Origin of the sequence: Bradyrhizobium sp. CCBAU 45384 (genome assembly GCF_028128665.1) — a bacterium.
GTDB classification, from domain to species: domain Bacteria; phylum Pseudomonadota; class Alphaproteobacteria; order Rhizobiales; family Xanthobacteraceae; genus Bradyrhizobium; species Bradyrhizobium manausense.
Genome location: NZ_LBIZ01000089.1, coordinates 23,754 through 50,584, shown reverse-complemented (window position 1 = coordinate 50,584; position 26,831 = coordinate 23,754). Strand labels below are relative to the sequence as shown.

Sequence of the window (26,831 nt, the reverse complement as noted above, 5' to 3'; positions counted from 1 at the left end):
CCCAGGGCCCTAGGAGCCGGTCGGAATGCAGTGGCTGCTCTCGCCCACATCATTGATTAGCGAGAAGAGTAGATGCGCCTGAGGCCATGACAGCTGCCCCAAAGCCTAGGGCATACGAGGGTTTTAATGCTCGCGTTCTACGTGAACGGAGTGAACGGGCGCATGGTGATGGCCGGCGCCAAGCTCGTGCAGTCTGTGATGCAGGCGATGATGCGCAAGTTCCAGGGTGGCTCGAAGCCGCGCGTGCCGCGCCTCATTCGACTTCGGCGCAAGCGTGTCCATGTAGGCGATTGATCCCTCGATTTGCGCAAGGACCGACACGGCGTCCGCAGTGGCAAAGATGGGTTGCTCGCCAACCGTGACGTAGACGGCACTGGTGTGCGCCGCGATGTCGGCCTCGCGTCCGGCGACACTGCCCCGCACTCGGAGCGAGATCCAACAGGATTCGGTGATGCGCAGCGAGAGCTGACCTTTGCAGGACAGACTGGCACATCGGACTTCCTCGACCACAGTGCCGTTCCGGATCAGCTCCAGCCGTGTCGGTGCGACGCTGACCGATTCGATGCGCCAGTCGATGACAAGCGTGCCGCCTGAACGGGACAGGGAAATCGTGCTCCCAGGACGCAGGCCTTCGACGGTCATCTCAACCAGGGGCCCGACGGTGATGAACGTATCCCCGCGACGCACGGCCTCCATCCAGTTGCGATAGGTGAAGTCGCGTTCGCCCAGCCGCACATAGGTCCGCGAGCCCCCGAGAAGTGCGGCCGCATCCATCTTGTCGGAGCCCGCGACCAGCGGCAGATGGTATCCGATGTTGAGGTAGCGGTACCAGTCGGCCAGGCCAAACGCGCTGATCTGAGCTGTTCGCGGGTTGAACGACATCATTTCGATGGCATCGACAAGGCCGAGCACAATGTCGGCCGCCCGCTCGGCTTGGGGGTTCGGGGCGTGCGGCATCACGACCAGTCCCCCTTGCTGGCGGCAGCGCTCCGCCCAGTCGGCCATGGTCGCTTCCAGGACATCGCCGATCGCAGCTTCGTTGGACCCGCCGCAAGAGAGGGGATTGATCATCTCGCCTTCGTAGCCGAGCAGCGATATGTGCCCTAGAACCTGCATCCGGTTTTCCGTGCCAACGCGAACGAGGAACTCTCCGTCCCCTCCGAAATCCTTTGCCCCGATCGTCGTGCGGCCGTCGAAATCGGCGACGTTGGTAAATAGCTCGCCCCACTGTGCCGCGAGCAAGTTGACGACGTTGATACCCTCAGCCTTGCCCTCGAGCAGAGCCGTCTGCGGACTCAGGAAATGGACGTGCGTATCGGAGCTGACCCATCCCTGTTCGCGCCAGCGCAGCACACGATCGAGCTCAAAGGTGAGATTGTCGGTGGTCGCGGTGATTTCGACGATGGTGCGCAGCGGATGCACCTCAAAGCCCCTGCAGATCTCGACGAACACGGGCCCCAGCGGCAGGTCCGCCTCGCAGCTGCCGTCCACATAGGCGTACTGGTTCAGCCCATTGGCAAACTCGCCGGCGAAGTCCTCGAACCTGCCGGTGTTGACCTTGCGGTGATGTCCCTTGGGCGGCAGATACTCCCCCTGCGCACCGTGGAGATGCAGGCGCGCGGCAACACGCATGCCACTGGCCTTCTCCACGATGCGGATCCTGACCGGCCTTGTGGCCGGTTCGACTGTGCTCGCATTGAGCGATGCGCCTCCTGCATTGCCGGCAACTTCGAGCGATCGAAGCTCAAAGACGTGCAAGCGACCATCGTCGGAGCGCAGATAGAGCCTTGCCTCCGAATGTGCGGAGTACTCGACGATGACTTCGTTCCCGGAGCGCACGGGCTGCACATCAACTTTGGCGCCGAGCCAATCCGCTTTGGAGTACTCCAGCACTGCGCGGGCCGAGATGACCGTGCCGAGGTCCATGCCGATCTGCTCGTCCCGATCGTCGACGTCGAGCTCGCCAAGCTTGTTCAGATGGACTCCGAGCGGCAGCTGCATCTTGAGCTTGCGGCGGCCCTGAAGGCGCAGCGGATGCTCGGTGAGCGTTGTCGTGGTCACCGCAAAGACCAGCGAGATTTCCTGTTCCGCGCGCAAACTTAACGCCGAAAGCTCCTTGTCCGGATAGGGGTTCGGGAGCGCGTAAAGCCACAGGTTCTCGCCTTGCCGATCCATGCGTCCCGATTCGGTGCGGGCCTCGCCCAGGAAGAAGCTCGCTCCCGGCGCTCTGCCGAGTACGAACTCCTCGCCGGTGCTTGCGTGCACGATCGGTGCGCGTAGCGGCAGTGCAGCGAACGCACTCGCACTCCAGGAGATGTGGTTCTGCTGGATCGCGAACCTGCGCAGCACCGGCACGTCAGTCTCGCTGCCGTCGGTATAGCGGAGCCCATAAGTGGCTACCCGATCGCCAAGTGGATTGCCTTCTACAGGCAGCGTGGCCGGGCCGATCTCCCCGAAACCTTGCGGGCTTGCGCTGGGGCGGTCTGCCGCCACTTGCACGAACAGCACATAGCTCGCCATTCTCGGCGGCAATGCGATGACGACAGGAGGTGCCCCTGGACGCAGCTCCAGCACGTCCGGCCCTGTTTCGCTGCCGAAAAGAAAGGGCATGCCGCGATGGGTCTTCAGCCCGCGAAGCGAATCGATCCAGCCATTATCGCCCGGGCGGCTGGCGAAACCTTCACCGGCATTTACACGCCTCGCGTTGAAATATGGCTTCAAGTCCACGGACGTGAAGTGCGGCGATGAAGGTGTTTTCATTCGTTGGACTCCAGTTCAGGAATTCGCCGGTCCGCGTGCGAGCCGTGCCGTGATCAACCGCACCGGACAAGAAACGCTTGCGTCTGCCTTGGCGCAGCCGAAAAGCAGCAGGCAGAGCGCCTTCAATCACCGATGTAGACGCGGCCGCGTTTCTTGGCGATCTGGTAGACCACGACGCTGAGCAGCGCTACCAGTGAGCCATACACGGGAAACATCCAGGCAATATGCTCGCGTTGTAGCCAGACCATGAGGTAGGGTGACGTTCCGCCAAACAGCGAAACACCGAGCGCATACCCAAGAGCTACGCCCGTCGTCCGTACCGCCCGCGGCATCAGCGTGGTCGCGATGAAGTTGTAGAGGGCCATGTTGAAGCCCACAATGGCGCCGCCGAACACCGTGACAAAGAAGAAGGTAGAGATGCTCTTTTCGGAGTAGAGCAGTGTCAGGAAGAAGCACGGGATGAGCAGCAGCCGCAGCAGCGTGAATGCGCGCGAGGGCCGAATTTTGTCGGCGAAGGCGCCGACCAGGGGAGCGGACAGCATCCAGGTCAGGATCATCAATGTCATGATCCCATACACCGACGTGCTGTTCTCCTTGAACACGGTATTGGCCATGTTGGGCAGACCTGCGTTCCAGGCATAATTGGCAATCTGCATCGACCCGATCACGAGAATGACAGTCAGTAGGGATAGCCGCACGCTCCACAGCGTCTTCCACACCCCGCTCGTCGTTTCCTGAATGCGCGAAGCCTCGTCCTGCCGGTGCATGGCTCGATGGATCAAGGTTTCCGGCACGGCGGTGCGCAGATAGATGATCAGCAGGCCCAGCACGCCACCGACCGCGAAGGGTATGCGCCAGGCCCACTCGCGCATCACATCGGGAGCCACCGAGGCACTCACCAGGAAGGCCACCAGGCTGGATCCGAGATTCCCGAGCTGGATGAACGTGCCGCCGATCAGACCAAGAAAACGTCCTTCCTTTCCGGGCGGCGCCAGTTCAATCGCGATGGCGTTGGCGACACCCGCTTCAGCGCCCGTGGCAAGCCCCTGAATCAGTCTCATGATGAGCAGCGCCACCGCCGCCATGACGCCAATGTCCTTGTAGGTCGGCAACAAGGATATCAAAAGCGAGCAAACCGCCATGGCCGTGACCGAGATCAGCATCACGCGCTTGTGGCTGATGCGATCGGCGACGGGGCCCAGCAGCGCTGCGCCCAGGGGCCGCGCGAAGAAACCCGCGCCGTATACGGCCAGTCCCGCGAGCAGCGAGGTCGTGGGATCATCAGAGGGAAAGAAGTGGGGCGAGAGAAACGCCGCCATCGCGCCATAGATATTCCAGTCGTACCACTCCAGAGCTACGCCTCCTCCGAGGCCGGCGGTCATCCGTTTGTCCGCAACTGGATTGTCAAGCTGGATGGATACGGCGCTGGGCTGAGCAACAATGTTCATGGGTCCTCGGGCTCTGATGATGACGTCAATGATGTTGCGGGCCGGGCGACAACGAACAGCCGTTCGCCCGCTCGACTGCGCCCGCCGCGGCGGGGTCCACGAGAGTTGCGGCCTTAAGTCTGCCGGCCCGCGCAAGCTCTGGCGTAAAAGGAGCCCCGTATGCTGGCGGCAAGCCCCGCCTCGCTTCGCTTGTTTGCGGGCCTCGCCTCACCAGCGGCGATTGCACGAGCTCAATCGCGCAGGACGCCTCCATCGATGTTTGCGACTTGCGCTGCGGTTCGCATGAAGCGCGCGCGGGATTCCATGCCATCCCCATGGCTAGCCTTCCTCCTGTTGCTCTCAGCCCGCTTCCGAAGAAGCTGATAGTCTTCTTGGACGGCTCGGGGTCACGGGACCCTCGCAGCGTCAATGGAGATCCCTCAGATGCAGCCCACTCTCGCCGGCCGCTTCCGGTTTCCCGCAGTATTGTCTATTTCTACATAAAATTTCTGAAATCGATTTCAAACTCAATACGTGTTCGGAACCGCGGAGTCAAGCTCATTTCAAGCGCTGGACCTGCCTAAACGCTCGCCGTCAACGCCGCATTGAGCGCATGCCGTCGGGCTGCGGGAGCTGAGCACTCAAAAAAATAGCGCAAAAGAAGGTTCATTGCCAAGAAATCGATTTCAGTCTAAGGCCGAGCTCTCTTATTCCCCTCCGGAGAACCGCTCCATGACCAACACGTCCGATCTCATCCTGTCGACATCTGTCGCGCCCCGTTTGCGCCTTGTGACGCTGAACAGGACATCGAAACGAAACGCCTTGAGCAACGAGCTGATCGTGGAGCTTGGCGCCACTTTGCGCCGTGCCGCAATCGATGAGGATGTCCGCTGTGTGGTGCTTTGTGGCAGCGCTGGGTTCTTCTCTGCCGGAGCCGACATCAAGGAGATGCGAGAGCGCGGCTTTGAGGCCATCGACAATTCGGCGCGACGTTCGGCCTGGCGGGACATCGCCAATTTCCCCAAGCCCCTCATCGCCGCGGTCGAGGGCATTTGCTTCGGCGGTGGCCACGAATTGGCCCTGCTCGCGGACATCGTGATAGCAGGCGAAGAGGCGGTATTTGCGCAGCCCGAGATCAACATCGGGATATTGCCGGGCGACGGCGCAACGCAGAGGCTGACACGCGTGGCTGGCAAATCTCTTGCCATGCTGATGATCCTGAGCGGCCAGTCCATCACGGCCCGCATGGCGATGCAGGCCGGTCTCGTGGCCGAAGTTGTCGAAAGCGGCCGGGCACAGGCGCGAGCCCTCGAAATAGCCGATCTGATTGCGCAAAAGCCTCCCCGATCGGCTGAACTTGCCAAAGCGGCCGTTCTCGCCGCGTTTCAGACCACGCTGGACGCCGGGCTCGAGTTCGAGCGGCAAGCGATACGCCACGCTTTCAGCACAGCTGACCAGCAGGAGGGAATGAACGCCTTCTTTGAGAAGAGGCCGCCGAATTATCGGGGGAGGTAGGCGAGTTCTGCTCGCAAGCGGCGCCGGCGAAGCTCGCCCGCGCTACATGCGATATTCAACACTCCTTCGGCTCGACCAGGCCGGCGCTACGGGCGACGATCTCGTATTGGCCGGCCTTTGCCACACCAATGTACATGTTCATCCTGCAGTGGCGCTTGCCCGGCACCATCTCCGCCGGCCCGCCAGGCCCTTGCGCAATCCTGGCGTGGTCGAGGGCTGCGGCGACGGCCTCGCGGTCAATTGTACCGGCTTCCCTCACTGCGGCTTCCCACAGCTTCAGTCCTCGGTAGGTGCCGGTCGCGGCGCTGCCTGCTGAGAACCGGAACTTGCCGGGAAACTGCTTTTCGTAGCCCGACTGAATCTTGGCGCTCACCGGATCTTCCACCGCGAGCGCCTTGTAATAGTCGAGGCTGCTGGCGAGGCCTTCGATCTCGTGAGCCTGGTTCATTTCGAGTGTGTTTTCGTCATAGTAGACGCAGCCCAGCTGTCCGCCATTCCTGGAAAAGCCCGCTTCATAAAGCTGTTTGAAGAACGAGCCGACGCCTGGAGGGATGACACTGTTGAATACTACGTCTACCTTGTTGGACGTGATGCGGCTCACGGTGGATGAAAAATCGATCTGGTCGAGCGGGTAATACTCTTCGAAAACCACCTCCCCGCCGCTGCTCTCGATCACCTTGCGCGCATACGCATTGATCGTTTGCGGCCAGACGTAGTTTGATCCAGGCAGCGCAAAGCGTCTGCCACCATTCTTGATCAACCACGGAATGAACCGGTCGCAATTCTGCGCCGGTACCGGCCCGGTGCAGAACAGGTAGGGCGTGCACTCCCTGCCTTCGTAGGCCTGCGGATAGATGTAGAGCGTCTTGCCACGAGAGATGATGATGTCCTTGATCGCGTTGCGCATTGAGCTGGCAATGCCGCCGAGCACCAGGTCGACCTTGTCTCGTTGAACCAGCTTGCGGACGTTGCCGACAGCAACGGACTCGTTGGACGCGGTATCCTCAATCAGGAGCTCGATCGGGCGCCCCAACAGACCACCGTTCTCGTTGATCTCGCTCACGATCATGCGAGCAACATTGGCGTCGGTATTCCCGGCGAAGCCAAGTGCTCCGGTAAGGTCGGTGGCAATGCCGATCCTGATCGGACCTTCGGCAGCGTTGGCCCAGTCAGGACGGATCACCCAGCTGCCCGGGCCGGCCGCAATGGCCGCAGACGCAAAGGCAAAATTGCTAAGAAAGCGGCGGCGGCTGAGGTGCCGGTGATCATTCAACATCGAACTGACCTCCCCTTGGCTCTTGGCCTTCGATCCGCGCGCCCTGCTCGTTCCGGCGGCGCGATAGCCGAAAAGCTAACCGTCATTCGTGGGCCTCGAGCAGCCTCTTCCGCCGACTTTGGGTAAAATCGCGTAACGAGGGGCAGCATTCAGGGCAGTCTGAAAAACTCCTTCGCGTTCTCGCCAAGGATTCTGACGGCCAGGCGCTCTGCGTCTTGGGATCGGAAGTAACCGTTCGCGACTTTTTCGTTCAGAACCTCGCCGATCAGCCGGCGCGCGCCCTGTATCGCGGCAAAGGTCTCCTCAACGTGAAGACAATCTCCTCCGATCATCATTCGCGATTCATCCGGCAAGACTTCAATAGCCTCGTGCAAGGCGAGCTTGAAATGTGACGGGCTCAACAGAAACGACCAGCACAGATCGAGCCAGACATTTCGGTACACAAAGGCCATTCCCAACAAGTCCCGGCTCCACGGATAAGCCAAATGCATCAGCAGAAAGCGGGTCCGAGGATGACGCTCAATCAACCCGGTTATCCTTAGCGGGTGGGAGCCGCTGATGATTGCCGTTCCAAGGTGCGTTTGGACTGGCAGATCGGCCTCGCCTGCGAGCTGACAAAACAGGTCGACGACAAAGTCGCAGAAAGCCTTGCGCGCCGCAGGGGATGGAGCCCTTTGTCCCCAGGCCTGCCGGGCCAGTTCCTCATTCGGTTCGTCAAAGCTCAGGTCGCGGTCATAGGCGAGCGCGTTCTTAAGCGCAACGTGATTGCGCCAGGCGCAGCCGGCTACGAGCTCGCGGATCGCGGCGCAATAGTCGTCGAAGGTTTTCACCTCCATGCCGAGGCGCAGCAGCAACGCCTGGCCGCAATTTCCGTTGTGATCGCGGGCTTCAGGATGCCAGCCGAGCGCGAATGCGTTGATCCGCAGGACCGCATCGTAGCTTTGCCCAAGACCCGGACGCGGATCCATCAACGGATCCAGAAAAGGGTCCGTTACGATTCTCCTGATGCCGGCGCGCTTAATCACTTCACCTGGCCATGTCACTTCCTTGTGGCGCAAGCGCACGGTAGCGTCCACCGCCTCCCAGTTTTCGCGCGTGATTCCGGTGTCGGCGACGCCGTAAAGCTCGGCGACACCGTCCGCAAGGTTGCGAACGAATGCATTTGAGCCGCTCCTCTCAAGGAACGGCGCAAGGGCTTCCCAGGTGGTCGGCTGAGTAGCGGTAGATAAAATATCGCCCGTCGCCTTGGGGTCGGATGGCAGAACGTTGCTTGTCCAGGCCGCATAGCTCTGCTGGAATAGCTTCAACAGATTTACGTCCCGGCTATGTGCGACCTCGGGCATGTGATGCTCATGGACATCGACGACCTGGCAGGCATTTACAAAATCGCTCATGGTCTCAGACATCGTCCCTCTCTGTTCAGCCATCGCAAGGAACTTGAATGCGCCACCTTCGGCTGGGAGATGGCCGCTGGCGGACGCCTCTACGGAGCCAGATATGTCAGGAGTCGCGGGTCGTCGCGCAGCCGCTGCGACGGGCCCGAAAGCGCAACACGGCCGCGATCGAGCACATAGGCGTTCTCCGCGACACGCATTGCGAGATCGAGATGTTGCTCAACGATGATGATGGCGATCTCTCTGGCAAGCTCCATCAAGCGCTCGGTGATCTCCTCGATGACGCCGATCCAGACCCCCTCGGTCGGCTCATCCAATAGGAGAAGCTTAGGGTTGCCGAGCATCGCCCGGGCGATTGCGAGCATCTTGCGCTCGCCACCGGACAGTGTTCCGGCCGGCTGATCCAGTCGCTGGCCGAGTTTTGGAAACGTCCTCATCACCCGGTCCACTGCCGATCCGTCGCGGTGCAAAAGCGATCCGACGGCGAGATTGTCGCGCACGGACAGGCGCGCAAACACTGAATGCTCTTGCGGCACATATCCGATGCCCGCCCGTACCCGCTCCTCGGTGCGGCGGCGGTCGATATCCTGGCCGTTGAACTGCACGCCGCCCTTCCATGCCGGCAGTTCGCCCACGATCGCCTTCATGAGCGTGCTCTTTCCGGCGCCGTTGCGGCCAAGGACGGCCACACCGCCGCGCGGCGGGACGGCCATATTGACGTCGAACAAGACCTGGCTGCGTCCATAGCCGGCGTCGAGATGGTTGATATTGAGGAATTCAGGCACGGCGCAAATAGATCTCCTGGACGCTTCTGTTGGCCTGGATCTCGGCAACCGTCCCCGACGCCAGAACCTTGCCCTGATCGAGCACGGTTAGCCGGTCGCAGATGTCGCGGATGAAATCCAGGTCGTGCTCCACGATGACGAGCGAGCAATGCTTTTTGATCGGCTGCAGCAACTCGCCCGTGACGCGGCGCTCCTCGAGGCTCATGCCACCGGTCGGCTCGTCCAACAGCAGAAGGCGCGGCCGGCAAGCAAGCGCCATCGCGATCTCCAGCCATTGCTGCTGCCCGTGAGACAGGGTCGCCGCAGCATCAAAGGCGCGATCGGCGAGCCGGAACTGGAGGAGCAGTGTCATGACCTCCTCCCGCAGTCGTCCCCGACTGCGCGAGAACGCCAGATCCAGCAGTGAGGACCGGGCCTGCAGCGCGAGCAGGATGTTGTCGTAAAGCGTGAGGGTCGGCAGCACGGCGGTGATCTGGAATTTCAGGCTCATGCCCGCTCGCGCGCGCTCTGGCGGCGTCAACAATGTGACGTCGGTATTGATGAACGTCACCTTGCCCCGCGTTGGCACGAGCGCACCTGCAACACACTTCATCAGCGTGCTCTTGCCAGAGCCGTTCGGCCCGATCAGGCCATGAAACTCTCTCTCGCCCACGGTGAGCGCCGCTGCGTCCAGCGCGGTGAGCTTGCCAAAGACCTTGGAGATGCCCACGGCTTCAAGGAGCGGCATTGCGCTTCTCCTTCAGGCTCGGGCCGAAATGACCGACACGTTCCCGCTCTCCCAGCACGAGGCTGATCAAGCCGAGGGGCCGGAACATAATGACGAGCAACAGCAAAACGCCAAGAATGATCGGCCAGATGTCCCGATAGTTGTCGGAGAGCCAGAAGCTGAGGCCCTCGACAATCGCGGTGCCGATGACCGCACCGATCAATGTCCCGGAGCCGCCGAACAATACGTAGAGCACGACCTGGGTCGACATGACCACGCCCAGCATGTTGGTCCAGACGAAGCCCTCGTGAAACGCATAGAGGCTGCCGGCAGTCCCTGCGATCGCTCCGCTGATTGCGAATATGATCGCCTTTAAATGCTGCACTTTGTACCCGAAGAAGGCGATGCGCTGTTCGTTCTCTCGCAATCCCGCCAGCGCCAGACCGAACTGCGACCGCAGCAAAAAGCGCGACAGAAGGTAGATCAGAACCAAAATGGCGAGAACCAGGTAGTAAAATCCTGGTCCCTCGCTCAGTTCGTGCGAGCCGATTGTCATCGGTTGGATCGAAGGGATACCGTTCTGGCCGCCGAGATAATGAGAACCCCGAGCCAGCCGGTCAGCTGCGTAAGCTCCGGTCATGGTACCAAGCGAAACGAAGACCACACTGGAGGGGTGACGGCCGAGCAGCAAAAAACCTGCCAGCAACAATGCCGCGACAAAGCCGATCAGGGTTCCCGCCGGAAGAACAGCAAAAATCGATCCGACCCCGAAATCGCGTGACAGCAGCGCCACACCGTAGCCGGCCATGCCGAAGAACAACGACTGACCCAAGCTCAATATCCCAGCATAGCCCCACACCAGGTCGAACGACAACGCAAAGAGGCACAGGATGAGCACTCGCGTTGCATAGACAGTGATGTAATCCCGCAGGACGAGCGGTGCGATCGAAGCGGCAACCAGCAATGCCAGTTCGAGAATCGGAAGCACTTTCATTCGCCCAGCGATGGCAGATGCCATGACGGGCGAACGAGCAGCTTCAATCACGTGAGGCGGGGGCTGTATGCCAGTGCCGGTCGATGACATCAGCACTCCTTTGGATCGACCAGGCCGGCGCTACGCGCGACAATCTCGTACTGGCCGCCCTTCGCCACGCCAATGTACATGTTCATCTTGCAGTGGCGCTTGCCGGGCGCCATTTCCGCAGGCCCGCCCGGCCCTTCCGCTATCTTCGCGTGGTCGAGGGCGGCGGCGACCGCGTCGCGATCAATTGTACCGGCCTCCTTCACTGCAGCCTCCCACAGCTTCAGTCCTCGATAGGTGCCGGTCGCGGCGCTGCCTGCAGAGAACCGGAACTTGGCAGGGAACTGCTTGTCGTAAGCCGACTGAATCCTGGCGCTTACCGGATCCTCCGCCGCAAGCACCTTGTAGTAGTCGAGGCTGCTCGCGAGCCCTTCAATCTCCTGGGCTTGGTTCATTTCCAGGAAATTTTCGTCGTAGTAGACGCAACCCAGCCGCCCGCCGTTTTTGGAGAAGCCGGCTTGATAGAGCTGTTTGAAGAACGGGCTGACGCCGGGCGGGACGATAGCGTTGAACACCACGTCGACCTTGTTGGATATGATGCGGCTAACCGTCGAGGAAAAGTCGATCTGGTCGAGCGGATAGTATTCTTCGAAGACGACTTCGCCACCGCTGCTCTCGATCACCTTGCGCGCATAGGCGTTGATCGTTTGCGGCCAAACGTAATTGGAGCCAGGCAGCGCGAAACGCTTGCCACCATTCTTGATCAACCAGGGAATGAACTGGTCGCAATTCTGTGCCGGTACCGGCCCGGTGCAGAACAGATAGGGCGTGCACTCTTTGCCTTCGTACCCTTCCGGATAGATATAGAGCGTCTTGCCGCGAGAGATAATGACGTCCTTGATTGCATTGCGCATCGAGCTCGAAATACCGCCGATCACCAAATCGACCTTGTCTCGCTGAATCAACTTGCGCACATTGCCCACAGCGACGGATTCGTCGGAGGCAGTGTCCTCAATCAGGAGCTCGATCGGACGCCCCAACAGGCCGCCGGAGTCGTTGATCTCCTTGACCAGCATGCGAGCGACATTGGCGTCGGTATTGCCGGCAAAGCCGAGTGAGCCCGTAAGATCCGTTGCAATACCGAGCCTGATCGGGCCTTCCGCAGCATTTGCCCAATCCGGGCGGATAACCCAGCTGCCCGGCCCCACTGCGATGGCGGCGGAGGCGAAGGCGAAATTGCGGATAAAGCGGCGGCGGCTCAGTTGACGGCTGGTATTGATCATCGGTTGACCCCTCTTCCCGAAACAAGGCCTTGCGGCCGGAACTTGATGAAAACGATGGCGAGCACGAACACCAGAACGTCGGCGATGACCGGTGACATCAGCCAAGGCAGCCAGGCGCTGAACGTGCCGATAACGCTGGCGCCAGCGACCGGGCCGGCGAAGGACCCGACGCCACCTACCATGACGGCAACGAAACCCTGGATAAGAAAACGGATGCCGAGATCGGCAAACAGCGAGAAGACCGGCACGATGAGCGCGCCGGCGAGACCCGCGAGTGCCGCACCAAACGCAAAGGTGACGCTGTAGATCATGCCCGTGGAGATACCGGAGGCACGCGCCAGCTGTGGGTTCTCCAGCGAGGCGCGGACTCGCAGGCCGAACGAAGTGTAGGCGAGCAGCGCATGGCTCGCGGCCATGACCAGCAAAGTGATGATGACGATGACGCCGCGCCAGGTGGCGAAATGCAGATTACCGATTGTGATCGAGCCACTGATTGGCTCCGGCACCGAGAGATAGAGGCCACCGGTCAGGCCGCGCACGGCTTCGCGAATGATCAGCCCGAGCGCATAGGTTCCGAGCATGGCGACGATGGGAGCGGCATAGAACCGTCGCACCACGAGTTTTTCCAGGACGAAACCAATCGTTCCGACCGCGACGGGCGCGGCAAGCATGCCGAGCGAGACCGGCAAACCGACGCTGTGCACGAGATAGGTGATGTAAGCGCCGAGCAGGACGAACTCGCCCTGGGCGAAATTGAAGATGCCCATCATGCTGGCAATGATCCCGAGACCGAGCACGACCAGCACGACGATCGCGCCAAAGCTCAAGATCTCGAACGTCGCGATAAGGAGCGTATCCATGTTGCTGTGTCACATCGCAAGCGATTGCGAGCACATCATCTTCACGCCGACCGTTCGAAGGCGTAAGCCGCACGTTGAAATGCGAAGGGCTGCTGGCACGAGAGCGCTCCTGGAAGGTCATCCCGGCAATGGGATTTGCAGGCGATGGTGGGCTTCTTGGGCGGCCCGCCTTTCGGCGCTTCATTCACGACATCAGGCGCGAGATTGCCTAGAGCAACGTAGGGAGATCTGAGTAATGTTGGGCAAATTTGGCCGGGAAAGCGACACTGCGCCCGCGTTGAAGCGGGCTTCCGACGAGTCGCCGGCCGTTCTCGCCAGCCCAATTTTGATGCAGCCAAAACCGATATCGAGCTATCCGCATGCCCTCACCGCACGCGCTCGCAACTGCGCTCGTCGCTGGTGCTTGCCACACTATCGGAGTAAACCAAACGAGCTGACGTACCACTCGGCGATGGCCGTAGGCAGTTGGTTCAGCGGCGAGGAAGCATCAAGTCATTTTGGCCGAACACCTGGCTTGCCGACCAGCGGAAATGTGAACTCAATTCCCGCACCCGCAAACGTGTTCCACAGAGTCTGTAGCAGATCGTCGGACGCGGGAGGCGTGTCATTGTACTCTTCCAGCCGCCTGATCACGGCGCATGACACCCCGCTTCGCTCGGCCAACTGCTTCACCGACCAGTTCAGCATCCCCCGTGCGGCTCGCAACTGCCTTCCCGTGAGCTTCGATGAGCCTTTTCGCTCCCTTGCGAGTATATCGTAATGCGCGTCGACCCAGACGCCGAGCCACTCCCTTACACCGCCATTGCCGTTGCCGAGCGGTACAGCCTTGCATTGATGCCAATGGTAAGCTCCATCTGCCTGCCGCAACCGGGACTCCACCTCGTATGGCTGTCCCGTTGCTAAGGAGAATTGCCACTGCCTGAGAACGGCTTCGCGTTCCTCGTCATGGAGAAGGTCCGCCCAGCTTGATCCAGGCCCAACCTGGTCTACGCATTGATCTGGTTCGGAAAATGCGCTTATGTGACCGTCGCGACTGGCCGTCCAGACCAGTCCCCGAGCGCTTCGGGCCATAGCGACGCAGCGCTCCGTTGCAATATTGAGAGCCTCCGACAAGTTGCGTTTTTCGGTGACATCGGCAGCAAGCCCAAGCAGCCATTGCGGCGTGCCGGCCGGGTCCAGCAACGGCTCGGCTCGGGCCCAGATTCTGCGCAAGGTGCCGTTGGGCCGGATGATACGAAATTCGTCCTCGAGCATCCCATGCTCGATTGATCGCTGATTGAGCCAGCGGACCCGGCCGCGGTCGTCGGGATGAATCCTTCTTTCGATCTCGGCAGGGGACGGTCCTGTTTGGCGCGGGTCCAGGCCGAACAACTCGTAGAATCCGCGGGACCATTGCATCTGCCCTTTGTCATTGCTTCGCCACAGGCCGATCGACAGCTTTTCTTCGATAAAGGGAAGTATATCGGCGAGGCTGATGCTGTCGTCGAACTCAAGCAATGTGAGCTCCTGATCAGGCGAGCTGCAATCAGTTGCGGACACCTTCATGTCGTGTCCATCGAGAAAGAGCTGCGGGCCTGAGCTCGAACAGCTGAACCCCAACCTTACCGCTAACGCGCGAGGGATTGGGTTGAATCGTCATCGCGCTTTAGCTCCTTGTTTGATCATGATCCTTTTGGAAAACCGCTTCGCGCCTTGCCGGATCATGCTCTAGCAGACGGCCACCCGCACATTGTTCGTCGCGCCTCTGAGCCCAAAAGGCAGTCCAAACACCACCACAGCCAGGTCGCTTGACGTGGCAAAGCCCTGCTGCTGCGCGGCATTCGTCGCAATCCTGGCCATCTCTTCATGGCCTGCGGGATCGCCGGAGACGACGCTGTGCACGCCCCACAACAGACACATGCGCCTTGCTACGTTCTGATCCGGTGTCAAAGCAAGTATCGGCACCGGCGGCCGCTTGCGCGCTATTCTGGCCGCCGTCGTCCCGCTAGCGGTGAGGCCTATGATCGCTTTGGCATTGATGGCGGCTGCAAGGTCAGCCCCCGCAGCCGCGACGGCGTGGGGCGGCGTCATGTCTTCATCCCCTCGCGAGGCGTCGATCAGAGAGCGGTAAAGATGATGCTGCTCCGTACTCTTGATGATGCGATCCATCATTTCGACCGCTTCGATTGGATAAGCGCCGCTGGCTGATTCAACCGAGAGCATCACCGCGTCCGCACCATCATAGATGGCGGTGGCGACATCAGAGGCTTCCGCGCGCGTCGGTGTCGGCGCAGTGACCATCGAGTCCAGCATCTGAGTGGCGACGATGACGGGCTTGGCAGCTAGCCGGCACGCCCTGACCAGCTCCTTTTGCCGGCCCGGCACCTCCTCAGGGGGGATTTCAACCCCGAGGTCGCCTCGCGCAACCATGATGGCGTCTGACAAGTGGATAATATCCCCAATACGATCAAGCGCCATCGGGGTCTCGATCTTGGCAACGACACCGGCGGCCTCACCGATCAATGCGCGTGCCTCGATAAGGTCAGATGGTTTCTGAACAAAGGACAATGCAACCCAGTCAACGCCAAGCTCGAGGCCGAATGCAAGATCGGCTCGATCCTTCTTGGTTAGAGGCGAGATGTTGAGCAGCGCGCCTGGCAGGTTGACGCCCTTGTGATCACGGATGACGCCGCCGGTCGCAACGCGCGCCACAATCTGGTCGGAAGCCAGCTTTTCGACGATCAGACGAACGCGCCCATCGTCGATGAGCAGAGCCTGACCGGGATAGGCAGCTGCGAATATTTCTGGATGAGGCAGCGGAATTGACTGCCTCCCGCCTGTCCTTTCGCTGAGCACGAAGCAGACGGTCTCCTCGGCATCCAGCGCGAGCTTGCCTTCATCAAGCCGGCCAATGCGGATCTTCGGGCCTTGCAGATCCTGCATCACGCCGATCGGTCGATTGAATTCCCGCTCCAGCGCACGGATCGAGGCGAGCACACGAGCGTGGTCGTCATGGGTCCCGTGGCTGAAGTTCAGCCTGAAAGTATCGGCCCCCGAAAGATAGAGTGCGCGAAGCTTTTCAGGTGACGCGGTTGCCGGCCCAATTGTGGCGACGATCTTGGCATGGCGTAAGCGGCGCATCGTGCCCCTCCAGGTCAGAAGATAAGCCCGGTATCAAACGAGATTGGGCCGCTCATATACTCAAAAGCGAGCTGGCCGACGTTGCGCAGTTTCGCTTTCTTCGCTGTCCGTCGTTGTTGGGCGAGCAGGTGAAAACACCTCCTTAAGCTCCGGATGCCGCCGCCGTCTGTGCCTGATGCGCGGATTGTACGATGCTGTTCACTGCACGATAAGCGAACACGATCGCTGGTCCGATCGTAATGCCTGCCCCGGGGTAGATCCCGCGCATCGGCGAGGTCATGTCGTTGCCGCAGGCATAAAGACCTGCGATCGGCACACCGTTTCCATTCAGGACCCTTCCGCCGGGATCCGTTGACAGGCCGGTCGCCGTTCCTAGGGTTGCCGGGACAATCGGAAGCGCGATAAATGGTCCGTTTTTTATCGCTCCAAGGTTCGGGTTTTTCTTTCCGACGGCGGGATCTCCCAGGGTTCGGTTGAAAGCCGATTCACCGCGTTTGAAAAGCGGATCGCGTCCTTCAGCTGCGTGGGCATTATGTTCTTCAACTGTCTTTTGCAGCTCTTTCGGGTCGAGCCCCAATTCCGCCGCAAGCTCCGCAATCGTCCGGCCAATCTCGATGTAGCCCAAGCGGGCATATTTCTTGATGCTCAAAGTCCATGGCCAGGGAAGCAGGTGCCCCATGCCTCTGAGGCGGACGAATTCCTTGTCGCAAATGAAATAGAACCGATTGTCCGCCGGATAGCCGTTGTTGAACATTGCAAGGCAGATGTCGTGGTACGAATTGGATTCATTGACGAAGCGCTTGGCATTTGGTCCCACGGCGATGACACCTGGACGGCCACGATCGAGCCAGCCGTACGGGACCACTTGCGAGGAGCGGCCGTTCCTGAGGATAGAGACGGGCGTCCAGAAGCCGCTCGATGCAACGTCATTATCGATCGCAGCCCCGAGCTTGCCTGCGAGCGCAATGCCATCACCAGTGACGCCGCTATGGGCCAGCGTATCATGGTGCTGGTGAGCTCCGCTCAGCTGCGCTCGCAATTGACCGTTCCGTGCAAAGCCGCCGGTTGCCAGGATCACTCCGTGCGAGGCGTGGATGCGCAAATCCGCGCCATCCCGCTTGACGATGGCGCCAGTCACTCTCCCGCCCTCCCTCGTCAGATCCACCGCAGGACAGTTTGGCCAGATTTCAACGCCATATGTACGCAGGCTTACCAGTAACCTGGCGATCAGCGCATTGCCCCCACTGAGTTCAGTGCCCCTCCTGTAGCGCAGGCGGTCGCTTGCATAGCGGCCGACCCGGCGCAGGACGTGCTTGAGCGAGTCAGCCGACTGCAAGGGATTAAGGAAGCTTCTGACCTCGCTGGATGAAATCATCATCCCGCCGAGCACGACACGGATCGGATCACCTATGAGGTCGAAATCCTTCCCGAGGAGCCGTCCGTCATAAGGCGCGGGGCTGAGCGCCCGGCCCTTGTCGACCCCGCCGATCTGGCTCGAATGATAATCGGGGGCGGAGGCCAGTGTGAATTTGACTTCACTCCCATTCTCCAGGCCGGCGAGCGCTGTTGGACCGTCTTCAAGATAGGCGTCGACGAACTCGGCGCGGTAGTAATTGCCAAGTTCGTGTTGCAGATAGGTCTTCGCTTTCGCGATCGAATCATCAATTTTCGCCGCTCGAGCCTGCATTGAGCATGGAACCCAGATCATGCCGTTCGAGAGGGCGGTCGTGCCACCGAGCCGGCCAGACTTCTCGCATACCGTCACGCGAAGTCCGGCCTTTGCCGCATAGAGCGCCGCGGACAGTCCAGCGGCGCCGCTGCCAATCACGAGCACGTCCGTCTCCCAATCGTGCGTGGGCTTGCTCGCTTTGGAGAAGGAGGCGGTATCGGCTTTCAATCCGGTGACTGGGCTATTCATTCGTGCCTCGGTGCAGATCATGCAGTGAATGCTGGCCCTTTCGCGGGAGCGGAACGGCTTTGAATTCTTCGGCTGCAGCTTTCACGGCCCGCTCGATCGGAATCCGTTCGATGGAAGAGGCGCCGACGAAACCGACACATCCGGTCGATCGGTAGACTTCCGAGGTATCCTGGGGCTCAGCGATTGCCCCGCCATGGCAGAGAAGGATGACTTCCGGCCGGACGGCTTGAGCGGCAGCATTGATCTCGTTGATGCGCCTGATGGCCTCTTCGATCGACTGTCCCTCCTCATGACCCACAAGCCCGCCGCGCGTTGCACCGACATGTGGAACAATGCAGTCGGCTCCCGCGGCTGCCATCGCCGTGGCATCGTGCGGGGTTGCGACATAGGCGAGGGAGAAGATGTTCTTCTGGCGGGCCGCCGCGATCAGCTCGACCTCGCGCTCGAAGCCGAGCCCGACGCGGCCACGACGCTCGCGCCATTTCTCGCCCATCGTTGAAATGGTCGGGTAATTGATCACGCCGGAGAATCCGGCAGCCCAAAACTTGTCCAAGAGATCATCGAGGTCGAGCCGAAGGGGATCCCAGGCCTCGACACCGCCTATCACAGGAACGGAGGAGACGACGTTGCGGATCTCCGCCGCGAGCTCGAGCGTGCGCGCATTGGAATCGCCGATCCGGCTCGTCGGCAGCCCCATCAACCGCGACAGCCCGGTGCTGTAGACCACGAGCATGTCGGAGCCGCCGAGAGCTGCGCATTTTGCGACGAGGCCGCAACTGCTCGCAGCGGCAAGCACTGAGTTTCCAGCCGCAACTTGAGCTGAGATCTTTGCGAGTATTTCGGCCCGGTCAAACATCCGCAACTGATGAACCTCCTGGTGTCAATTGTTCGACGATCCACGATGCGGCCGCCTCCGCGAATTCCGGATCATTGATGTGACAATCCAGCTCGCGGGCGATGATCGATCGCGGCAGACGTCGCCTGACCGCGTCGAACCAGGCCCTATCGGCTTCAGGGTTTCGAAAGATGCCGCCGTCCCGGTCATAGTCAGAGACCCCCTTGGCCGGCCACAGAACGAGGGCGGGCGCCTTTGCTTGCGAAAGGCGCTCGGCAGTCAACCTGCCTATGCGCTCGTTCTCCGAGACGGTCGTGCGCATAAGCGTCGTGAAGGGGGTATGCGAATAGAATTGGCGCTCCTTGAACTCGGCAGGCACGCTCGAGGGAGGGCCAAAATTCACCATATCGACGGCCCCCGGGGCGATGAGCTGCGGAATCATGCGGCGAGATGCTGCTTTGAGCCGATCCGGACCCGCACTGGCGGTGCCGCCGACCAGCTCGTCAGCGAGCTCGGTTGTGGTCAGATCGAGCACCGCATCGAACTCACCGGCGGACACGAGCTGCTCCATCTTGCGGCCCCCCGCGCCATTGGCCGGAAAGACAATCGCGTCGATGCCTGCCTCTGCCAGCCGCGCGACACAACGATTTGCCGCCGGCGTCGTGACCCCAAAGGCCGTGATCGCAACAGTCTTTCTCTTCTGCCGATCTTGAGCGGGTACATAACGCATCGCCGCAACGGCCCGCCCCGCATTGTCCAGAACGCGTTCGGTGAACGCGTTGATCCCGAAAAGATCGACCAGGGTCGGATAGAGGATGATGTCGTTGTGGAGGGCCAATTCGGCCAGGAGGGCCGGCCTCGCGCTGCTCACCAGCAGCTTCGGAAATCCATACGGCAAATCCGATACAACTTCACCGAAGACCGCGCTGCCTTTGCCGCCCGCCACGCCGACAATGGCGTCGATCGCACCTGATCGGAGGAGCTCCTTGACCTCTTCACGAGCGCTTGCAGCTATTTCCCGTAAGACCTCGGCGGGTGAAGCCACGCGTGCATCGCTGCTGTTCCGCCGGTTTGATGTGCCTACATCAATCGTAAGAGTCTTGCGGCCCCACTGTTCGATGACGCGCGCGAGATAAGCGGTTTCGCGGCCCTTTGTGTCCAGGGTTGCGACGATCGCGACCATGCCCGCAGGATCGGACCGCTGACCATCCCGGATCGACCTTTCGTCGTCCGCGTAATGGTGAGACACGATCTTCCTCCTGGACGTTTCTGGACACCTGGAGGTCTAGATCGGAGTGAAATGGCCCATAAGCCCGGATACGAGCGCGATTGGGTAAAGTTGGGTAGCTGCCAAGCGGCCATAGCAGCAGCCGCTTCATCCTGAGCGCCACCGTGACGAGGGAAGCCGCCTCTCCCCTGTGCAAGGAGGCGAACGTCAGCTGGCGAGCTTTGTGGTTTGGGCCGCCCGCATCGTCGGCGCGCTCCGAGACAAAAAGATGCCGCTGCCGGAGTTTTCCAGCAGCGGCGCGAGTCAGGGAGGAAGCAGACGAGCCGGTCTGCTAGCGGATCCGTAGGACGCAGCGATAGCTCGCCCGGAATTTTCTACCCGAGACGCTTCACGGGCGCTTTTTCAGAACGAGCCGAACTCGGGCAGCATCGGCAAATCGTATCCGGCTCACAGCAAGGCGCGAAGAGGCTACTCAAGCAAGAACGGCTATGACGGCGTTAGCATTCATCGCATCCAGCCGAGCCCGGCTCCCCCGCCGAAGAAAGACATGACATTGCTTCCCCAAACATCGACGAGTGGTGGTCTAGACCTCGATGGAATGGCGTGTAAGATCGGCGAAAGGTTCAAATGGGTAGGATTGGGTAGAACCGTGAGAACCAGTGTCTTAGGTCGCATTGCGGCAAGTCTCCCCTCGCCTCGCGGTGATCAGATAACGATCTATGCGCCGTCACTGCGGACTCTTCCGCAGAATGCCATGCTCGTCATGGCTACACTTCCTGTCATCGACTGGAACGACTGCCTCGTGCGGGACTTGCACGCGAGCCCCAAGGCGCCCCCTTGCTGCTATGCGGCCGTCGTCATGATCGATCCCTTTGCCTGCTGGGAAGATCTCGGAGATCTGTTACAGGATGCAAAGATGACCGGAGTGACGAATTTTCCGCCTGCCTCCATGATTGAACGGACACCGGCCGGAGTGCCGCTCGATAGCGGGCAGGAGCTCGAGCTTCGGCGAATGGAATGGTTTGCAAGCCGCGGGTTCAAAGTCCTGTTTGTCGCGGCGGACGAGGCGAAGATGGCAGCAGCAGAGCAACGGCTAGGCTCGCAGCTGGATGGACTCGTCTATCTGGGGTCCGACGCGCTTGCGCTGTCGATCGGATCGGATATCGGCCTCGTCAGCCTTGGCTTTCATCGATCCTCGTCCATACCGAGGTTCTCTCTGGAGCATGCGGCCAGGCCAAAGCAGTCGCTGCGGCAGCCATGAGGCCCTAGTCGAGAATCCGCAGCTTCTTGATTTTGTTGTAGAGGGTTTTGCGCGAAAGCCCGAGAGAGCGAGCAGTCTTGCCGCGGTGAAGCCGATTTCTCTTCAGGCCCTCGATAATCCAGTCTCGCTCGGACAGCGCGGCCGCAGGCCTGGCGCCTGAAGGTGCCTCGAGCAGCGGCTTTAGCACTTCACCGGTGATGTGACTTGATGGGAGGGTCACGAGCTGGTTCACGACCTGCCGCAGCTCGCGCAAATTGCCTGGCCAGCCGTGCCCGGCGAGCGCAAGAAATGCAGAGTTTTCGATTGTGAGCGTCTGGGCGCTGGAATCCCCCTTCGCTTCCACCGTGAAGTGTTGAATGAGTTGCGGCAGATCTTCAAGCCTGTCGGGCAGCGAAGGCAAGCGGACGTCCAGGCCGGTAAAAAGGGCGAGAAGCCGTGCGCACAGAACCGTTTCAAGACCAGCGCCTCGCTCGACCGTCGTGGTCGCAATGATCCGGGCATGGGAACGCATGACAGTTACCCCGTTCAGAGGGGTAAATCCGCCTGTCTCGAGGTAATCGGCGAGGCGCTCCTGTCCATCGCGCGAAAGCTGCTCGACATGCAGCAGCACGACGGCTCCGTCGCTCGACGTCTCCAGGAGCGACAATTGGCGTCTGCCGCTCTCAAGGCGCTCGGCGCCGAACAACGGACCAAGTGTATCCATCGCCGGACCGGGGCGGCAATGAAATAGCGCCGCCTTGGCCTGCCTGCGGTCGCTGAACGCGTGGACCAGGTTTGCTATCCTACGCTTGCCGGAGCCGGCCTCTCCCCAGATGAGGACTGGGCTGGGGGTCGCCGCAACGCGTTTGGTGATCTCGAGGATGCGCTTCATTGCCGAGGACTGCGCGACCACGCCGTGTCTGAAGCCACTCAACTGCAGCTGCCGTTCGAGCAGATCCACCTTCTCGCGCAACAGATGGATGGTCTTGAACCCCGACGTCACCTCAAGCACCGACATTTCCAGAGGCACGCGGTCAAGCGAGGAGCCTCCGATGAACCCCTGGATTCCGGTTTCGCGGCAGATGTCCAGGAGCTCATCCGGCTTTGTAATCGGGCCGCCTCCAAGCAGGCAGATGGCGCTCTTGTTGACGGATTGAGCAACGCGCGCAACGGCATTCGTACGCGCTGCAAGTTCAGACAGGCTGATCGATGGATCGGACCCGCTTTCAACGGCACGGTTGAGATTGAAGTTGATGCAAATGGCCTCGGCGCCGGCTTCGACCATGCGGCGCGCTTCGGATTGGCTGCGCGTATAGCCAATCGTCATCAGGCCGCGTTTTGCAGCTTTCACGAGCAGCTCGATTTCACGGGAGTAACCAAGACCACACTTCTCGAGCAAAGACCTGCGCTCATCGTCGATATGGATGACCGATGGGAAGTTGGTGACACCGGCAAATCCCCATTTGATGATCCGGTCGAGCCAACCATCAAGATCGAGCTCGGGGTCGAAGGTACAGGCCCCGAAGAAGACCGGTAGCTTCGTATTTGCAAGGATTTCGGTCCGTCCGAAGCTTGCCACGAATTCATTGCTATTGCGGATTGGGAGGATCGAGGCGGGCGAGGCGCCACCCATGGCACGAAAACGGCCTGCATTAAGCGCGAGCACGAAATCGGCGCCCGCCCGCTCGGCGGCCCTTGCGGTCATGCCCGACCCGATCCCCGCACCAAGGACAAACGAACGGGAATTACGGAAGAATTGCCTGATACCGGCTCCCTTCACTTCAGCCGTCCGCGTGCCCCTTTTGAGCCGCGCATCATTGCACGGCTCTACGTCAAGACTAGCTCCAACTCGCAGGTGCGTGCAACCGCCGTACCGCCTTTCCATTGCTCATGAACAAGTGGCAATCGGCTGGAGCGGCGGTGAGGGTGAGGCTGCTGGCGCCTTTGGGCCAACCGGATTGTGCTGCCCTGGCAACGACAGCCTCGTTTCCAGCATTACCGTAGATGTACGTGACACTGCCGAGATGCTCGACGAACTCGATCCCAAGCTCAATCGAGATCTCCCCCTGCCCAGGCACCGTTGAGGAGAAGTCATCCGGGCGAATTCCGACGGTGACCGGTTTGCCAACCAGCATCTGGTCCGGCTGGACCGGAACGGAGATCGTGAGACCGGCGTCCAACCGAACGTCCACGCCATGGTCATGGGCTGCGGCGACCATGCCGCCCAGGAAGTTCATCTTGGGCGAACCGATGAATCCAGCCACAAAGCGCGAGGCCGGGTTGTGATACAGATCGTGCGGGCTGCCTACCTGTTCGATGTTGCCGTCCTTGAGAACGACGATCTTGTCGGCCATGGTCATCGCCTCGACCTGATCATGGGTCACGTAGATCATGGTATTTCCGAGCTGCTTGTGGAGCTTGGCGATCTGAACCCGCATCTGCACGCGCAACTCGGTGTCGAGGTTTGAGAGCGGCTCATCGAACAGGAACACTTTTGGCTCGCGCATGATGGCGCGCCCGATTGCGACGCGCTGGCGTTGGCCGCCCGACAATTGTCGCGGCTTGCGATCCAACAGATGATCAATCTGCAAGAGCGACGCAGTCTTGGCTATCTTGGTGGCGATCTCAGCTTTCGAGGCTTTGGCCATGCGCAGGGGAAAGGCGAGGTTCTCTCTCACTGTCATATGCGGATAGAGAGCGTAGCTTTGAAAGACCATGCCCAGGTTGCGATCGGCCGCATCGATATCGTTGACGAGCTCATTGTCGATGAGGAGCCGCCCGCCGCTGATGGGCTCGAGCCCGCCAATCATGCGCAAAAGCGTGGATTTGCCTGACCCGGATGGACCGACGAAGACAACAAATTCCCCGTGATCGATCGCAAGGTCGATATTGCGCAGGATCTCGATCGTCCCATAGGCCTTCTTGAGACCTTCCAGGCGCACATCGGCCATTATGCCCTCCTCTGTTGCGGGCGGGCCGCGCGCGCGGCGCTCACCTCAACGTCATGCAAGCTCGACACGATGAAGTCGGGGGCCATCAGGGACGAATCCTGACGCATCGGCACGCCGGTTGTCACAAGCACCGTGGCAAGTCCCGCCCTCTTTCCGGCCTGAATATCCGTAGGAACCTGGTCCCCAATCATGACCGTCGAAGCTCGGTTGGTCCCGAGGCGTGAGAGCGCTGTCTCGATCATCGGCACCTGCGGCTTTCCGACGATCGAAGGCTGCACTTGTGTCGCGGCAGCCACAGCTGCAATGATCGCACCAGCCCCAGGCTCGAACCCGCTGGTCGTCGGCAACAGAAGATCGGGATTGGTTCCGATGAAGACAGCGCCATTGAGGATCGCCTCAACGGCAATTCGCATCTTCTCGTGCGTGATATCCCGGTCGAGCCCCATCACAACAACTTCGGGGCTTCGATCAGTGACCTCCAGGCCGGCATTGAGCATGGCCGTGACAAGCGACGAAGCCCCGATGACATAGGCTCGCGTCATCTGCGGATAATTCGTTCGGATGAGTTCTGCAGCCGTGATGGCGCTTGTCACGACCTGAGATGGTGCGATCGCAAGCCCGAATCCACTCAGCTTGCGGATGACATCCTCCGGGGTATGCGTCGAGTTGTTGGTCACAAAACAGAACGGCACGCCGGCCTTCTGCCATCGCGTGAACGCTTTTATTGCATCCGCGATTGCAGTGCTGCCGCGGTAGACGACGCCATCGAGGTCGGAGATGATCCCTTCTATTGACGGCCAGTTGATGTTGGAGCCGGTGCTAGCCATTCATCAGCATCCCGCCATTCACATGAACGATCTGCCCGGTCATGTAGGAGGCTGCGGGGCTGGCCAGGAATACCGCGAGCCCTGCGATATCCTCCGGCAATCCGACCCGGCCCAGTGGAATCCGGCCACTGTGGCGCGCTTCGGTCTCTTCTCGAGGGCGGCCGTGCATGGGTGTGTCGATAATCCCGGGTGCAATTGCGTTGACGTTGATCTTGAGCGGCGCACATTCATAAGCGAGCAGCTTTGTCACATCGTGAACGATGGCCTTTGACAGGCAATAGTCGGCACCCCCAGCCTGGTAGTTGAAAACCGCGCCCTGAGATGACAACGAGGACCCGATATTGACGATGCGGCCGCCCCTGCTCTTCATGAAGCGCTCGATCGCCAGCTTGGCACAGCGAAGCACCGCGACGGAATTGATCTGTATGGTTTTTTCGATTCTGTCGGCGTCGCCGGTCAGAAGCGGCTGAGCCGATTTTATTCCGGCGTTGTTGATCAGGACATCGAGCCTGCCGAAGCGCTTGGCGATCTCATCCAGCACCCTGCCGACATCGTCTTCTCGCGACACATCCATGCTCAGCGGCAAGATGCCGTTTCCGTACGGCAAGCGCGTCAGAATGTCCCGGAGGTTTTCCACATTTGCGTCAGTTGCCAGGACGTTCGCCCCGCCTTGACGGAAAGCATTGGCAATGGCTGAGCCAATGCCTCCACCGGCACCGGTCACGAGCACGGTCCTGTCTGCAACTGAGAACTGTTCGGTCATTCCAACTCCAGGATAGTTTGAGATTTGAGAAACTCGTCAACGGCTTCGCTGCTCGGCATTGCGCTTTGCGCGCCGCGTCGGGTTACACACAGCGCCGCGACAGCAAGGGCCTTCTTGACCGCTTGCCGTATCGGTAGCCGCTGAGCCAGGGAGGCTGCGAAGGCTCCATTGAAGGCATCGCCCGCTGCGGTCGTATCAACGACCTTCACAGGAAATGCCCGGAGCGCAAAAGACGAGCTGTCATCGGCGTAATAGGCCCCCTGCGCGCCAAGCGTTATCAGGGCTGCTTTCGGGCCGAGATCGAGGAGCTTTCCGGCCGCATGAGCGGCGCTGTCGAAGTCATGCACCTCGACACCGGTGAGCTCGAAGGCCTCGGTCTGGTTTGGAGTGACGAAATCGACACTCCTCCAGGCCGCAGCCGACAAGCCGGCCCTCACGGGGGCCGGATTGAAAATGAGCTCGAAACCTTTGACGCTCTTCATCGCAAAGAGGTGATTGAGCGCGGAGACCGGCAAGCCCATCTCGGCAACGACAATTGCGTCCCGCCCGATGAATTCGGCGGCCCTTTCGACCATGCTAGGTGTGACATCTGCATTGGCTCCAGCGTCTATGACGATCATGTTGGAGCCGTCGTCACCGACGAGGACAAGAGCTGAACCCGATATCTCCCCTTCGCACACCGTAACTGCATCCAGACAGACGCCTGCCTCACGCAACGCTTGCAGCAACGACCGGCCGGCATCGTCATCGCCGAGCCGGGTGTAGAAGCTCGGCCGAAGGCCCAATCGAGCGGCGGCGACCGCCTGATTGGCGCCCTTGCCTCCCGCATTCCGCTTCAAGCTTCCCATCAGGCTTTCACCCGACGTTGGAAGCCGCTCGACGTTGAAGCAGAGATCGAGATTGGTCGTTCCAAAGAACATCA

General features: G+C 60.6%; 21 protein-coding genes. 2 read left to right on the top strand and 19 right to left on the bottom strand.

Annotated features, from left to right (window positions below):
• Positions 1–123: 123 nt before the first annotated feature.
• Both XH80_RS07020 and XH80_RS07015 read right to left on the bottom strand, forming a co-directional pair.
• Positions 124–2,574 carry a CehA/McbA family metallohydrolase gene (locus XH80_RS07020; protein ID WP_271597944.1) on the bottom strand — a complete coding sequence of 817 codons (2,451 nt, stop codon included), beginning with the start codon at positions 2,572–2,574 and terminating at the stop codon, positions 124–126.
• A 308-nt stretch (positions 2,575–2,882) separates the two neighbouring features.
• Positions 2,883–4,208 (bottom strand): MFS transporter, encoded by a 1,326-nt coding sequence (locus XH80_RS07015; protein ID WP_271597943.1) that lies wholly within the window; start codon positions 4,206–4,208, stop codon positions 2,883–2,885.
• Between the two features lie 711 nt (positions 4,209–4,919).
• On the opposite strand from XH80_RS07015, the gene XH80_RS07010 reads away from it, so the two are divergent.
• Positions 4,920–5,702 (top strand): enoyl-CoA hydratase-related protein, encoded by a 783-nt coding sequence (locus XH80_RS07010; protein WP_271597942.1) that lies wholly within the window; start codon positions 4,920–4,922, stop codon positions 5,700–5,702.
• A gap of 55 nt (positions 5,703–5,757) precedes the next feature.
• On the opposite strand, the gene XH80_RS07005 is transcribed toward XH80_RS07010, so the two are convergent.
• From XH80_RS07005 to XH80_RS06950, 12 genes are all read right to left on the bottom strand, one after another.
• Positions 5,758–6,978, bottom strand: a complete 1,221-nt coding sequence (locus XH80_RS07005) for a substrate-binding protein (RefSeq protein WP_271597941.1) — start codon at positions 6,976–6,978, stop codon at positions 5,758–5,760.
• A 149-nt stretch (positions 6,979–7,127) separates the two neighbouring features.
• Positions 7,128–8,384, bottom strand: coding sequence for an amidohydrolase family protein (locus XH80_RS07000; protein WP_271597940.1), 1,257 nt, complete (start codon positions 8,382–8,384; stop codon positions 7,128–7,130).
• Between the two features lie 77 nt (positions 8,385–8,461).
• On the bottom strand, positions 8,462–9,157 hold the full coding sequence (locus tag XH80_RS06995; protein WP_271597939.1) for an ABC transporter ATP-binding protein: 696 nt from the start codon (positions 9,155–9,157) through the stop codon (positions 8,462–8,464).
• The gene (locus tag XH80_RS06990; RefSeq protein ID WP_271597938.1) at positions 9,150–9,884 is read right to left on the bottom strand and encodes an ABC transporter ATP-binding protein; all 735 of its coding nucleotides are present in this window, start codon (positions 9,882–9,884) and stop codon (positions 9,150–9,152) included. The genes XH80_RS06995 and XH80_RS06990 overlap by 8 nt, the downstream gene beginning before the upstream one ends.
• On the bottom strand, positions 9,871–10,881 hold the full coding sequence (locus tag XH80_RS06985; protein ID WP_271597959.1) for a branched-chain amino acid ABC transporter permease: 1,011 nt from the start codon (positions 10,879–10,881) through the stop codon (positions 9,871–9,873). Before XH80_RS06985 ends, XH80_RS06990 begins: the two co-directional genes overlap by 14 nt.
• A gap of 65 nt (positions 10,882–10,946) precedes the next feature.
• Entirely contained in the window at positions 10,947–12,167 is a 1,221-nt protein-coding gene (locus XH80_RS06980; RefSeq protein WP_271597937.1) for a substrate-binding protein, read from the bottom strand.
• Entirely contained in the window at positions 12,164–13,027 is an 864-nt protein-coding gene (locus tag XH80_RS06975; protein ID WP_271597936.1) for a branched-chain amino acid ABC transporter permease, read from the bottom strand. The genes XH80_RS06980 and XH80_RS06975 overlap by 4 nt, the downstream gene beginning before the upstream one ends.
• A 492-nt stretch (positions 13,028–13,519) precedes the next feature.
• Entirely contained in the window at positions 13,520–14,572 is a 1,053-nt protein-coding gene (locus XH80_RS06970; protein ID WP_271597935.1) for a PAS domain-containing protein, read from the bottom strand.
• A 162-nt stretch (positions 14,573–14,734) separates the two neighbouring features.
• Positions 14,735–16,147 (bottom strand): pyruvate kinase, encoded by a 1,413-nt coding sequence (pyk, locus tag XH80_RS06965; RefSeq protein ID WP_271597934.1) that lies wholly within the window; start codon positions 16,145–16,147, stop codon positions 14,735–14,737.
• 142 nt (positions 16,148–16,289) lie between these two features.
• On the bottom strand, positions 16,290–18,065 hold the full coding sequence (locus XH80_RS06960) for an FAD-dependent oxidoreductase (protein WP_271597933.1): 1,776 nt from the start codon (positions 18,063–18,065) through the stop codon (positions 16,290–16,292).
• Entirely contained in the window at positions 18,058–18,861 is an 804-nt protein-coding gene (locus XH80_RS06955) for a phosphoenolpyruvate hydrolase family protein (protein ID WP_271597932.1), read from the bottom strand. Before XH80_RS06955 ends, XH80_RS06960 begins: the two co-directional genes overlap by 8 nt.
• A gap of 52 nt (positions 18,862–18,913) precedes the next feature.
• Entirely contained in the window at positions 18,914–20,149 is a 1,236-nt protein-coding gene (locus XH80_RS06950; protein ID WP_271597931.1) for a Tm-1-like ATP-binding domain-containing protein, read from the bottom strand.
• A gap of 733 nt (positions 20,150–20,882) precedes the next feature.
• On the opposite strand from XH80_RS06950, the gene XH80_RS06945 reads away from it, so the two are divergent.
• Positions 20,883–21,389 carry a hypothetical protein gene (locus XH80_RS06945; protein ID WP_271597930.1) on the top strand — a complete coding sequence of 169 codons (507 nt, stop codon included), beginning with the start codon at positions 20,883–20,885 and terminating at the stop codon, positions 21,387–21,389.
• A 4-nt stretch (positions 21,390–21,393) separates the two neighbouring features.
• Here the strand turns inward: XH80_RS06945 and XH80_RS06940 are convergent, their stop codons facing one another.
• From XH80_RS06940 to XH80_RS06920, 5 genes are read right to left on the bottom strand one after another with little or no spacing between them, the layout of a single operon-like run.
• On the bottom strand, positions 21,394–23,253 hold the full coding sequence (locus XH80_RS06940) for a phosphoenolpyruvate hydrolase family protein (RefSeq protein ID WP_271597929.1): 1,860 nt from the start codon (positions 23,251–23,253) through the stop codon (positions 21,394–21,396).
• Positions 23,207–24,319 carry an ABC transporter ATP-binding protein gene (locus tag XH80_RS06935; protein ID WP_271597928.1) on the bottom strand — a complete coding sequence of 371 codons (1,113 nt, stop codon included), beginning with the start codon at positions 24,317–24,319 and terminating at the stop codon, positions 23,207–23,209. Before XH80_RS06935 ends, XH80_RS06940 begins: the two co-directional genes overlap by 47 nt.
• A complete protein-coding gene (locus XH80_RS06930; protein WP_271597927.1) occupies positions 24,319–25,146 on the bottom strand; it encodes an HAD-IIA family hydrolase in 828 nt (275 codons plus the stop codon). The genes XH80_RS06935 and XH80_RS06930 overlap by 1 nt, the downstream gene beginning before the upstream one ends.
• Positions 25,139–25,909 carry an SDR family NAD(P)-dependent oxidoreductase gene (locus tag XH80_RS06925; RefSeq protein WP_271597926.1) on the bottom strand — a complete coding sequence of 257 codons (771 nt, stop codon included), beginning with the start codon at positions 25,907–25,909 and terminating at the stop codon, positions 25,139–25,141. The genes XH80_RS06930 and XH80_RS06925 overlap by 8 nt, the downstream gene beginning before the upstream one ends.
• A complete protein-coding gene (locus XH80_RS06920) occupies positions 25,906–26,829 on the bottom strand; it encodes a ribokinase (protein WP_271597925.1) in 924 nt (307 codons plus the stop codon). The genes XH80_RS06925 and XH80_RS06920 overlap by 4 nt, the downstream gene beginning before the upstream one ends.
• Between the last annotated feature and the right edge of the window lie 2 nt (positions 26,830–26,831).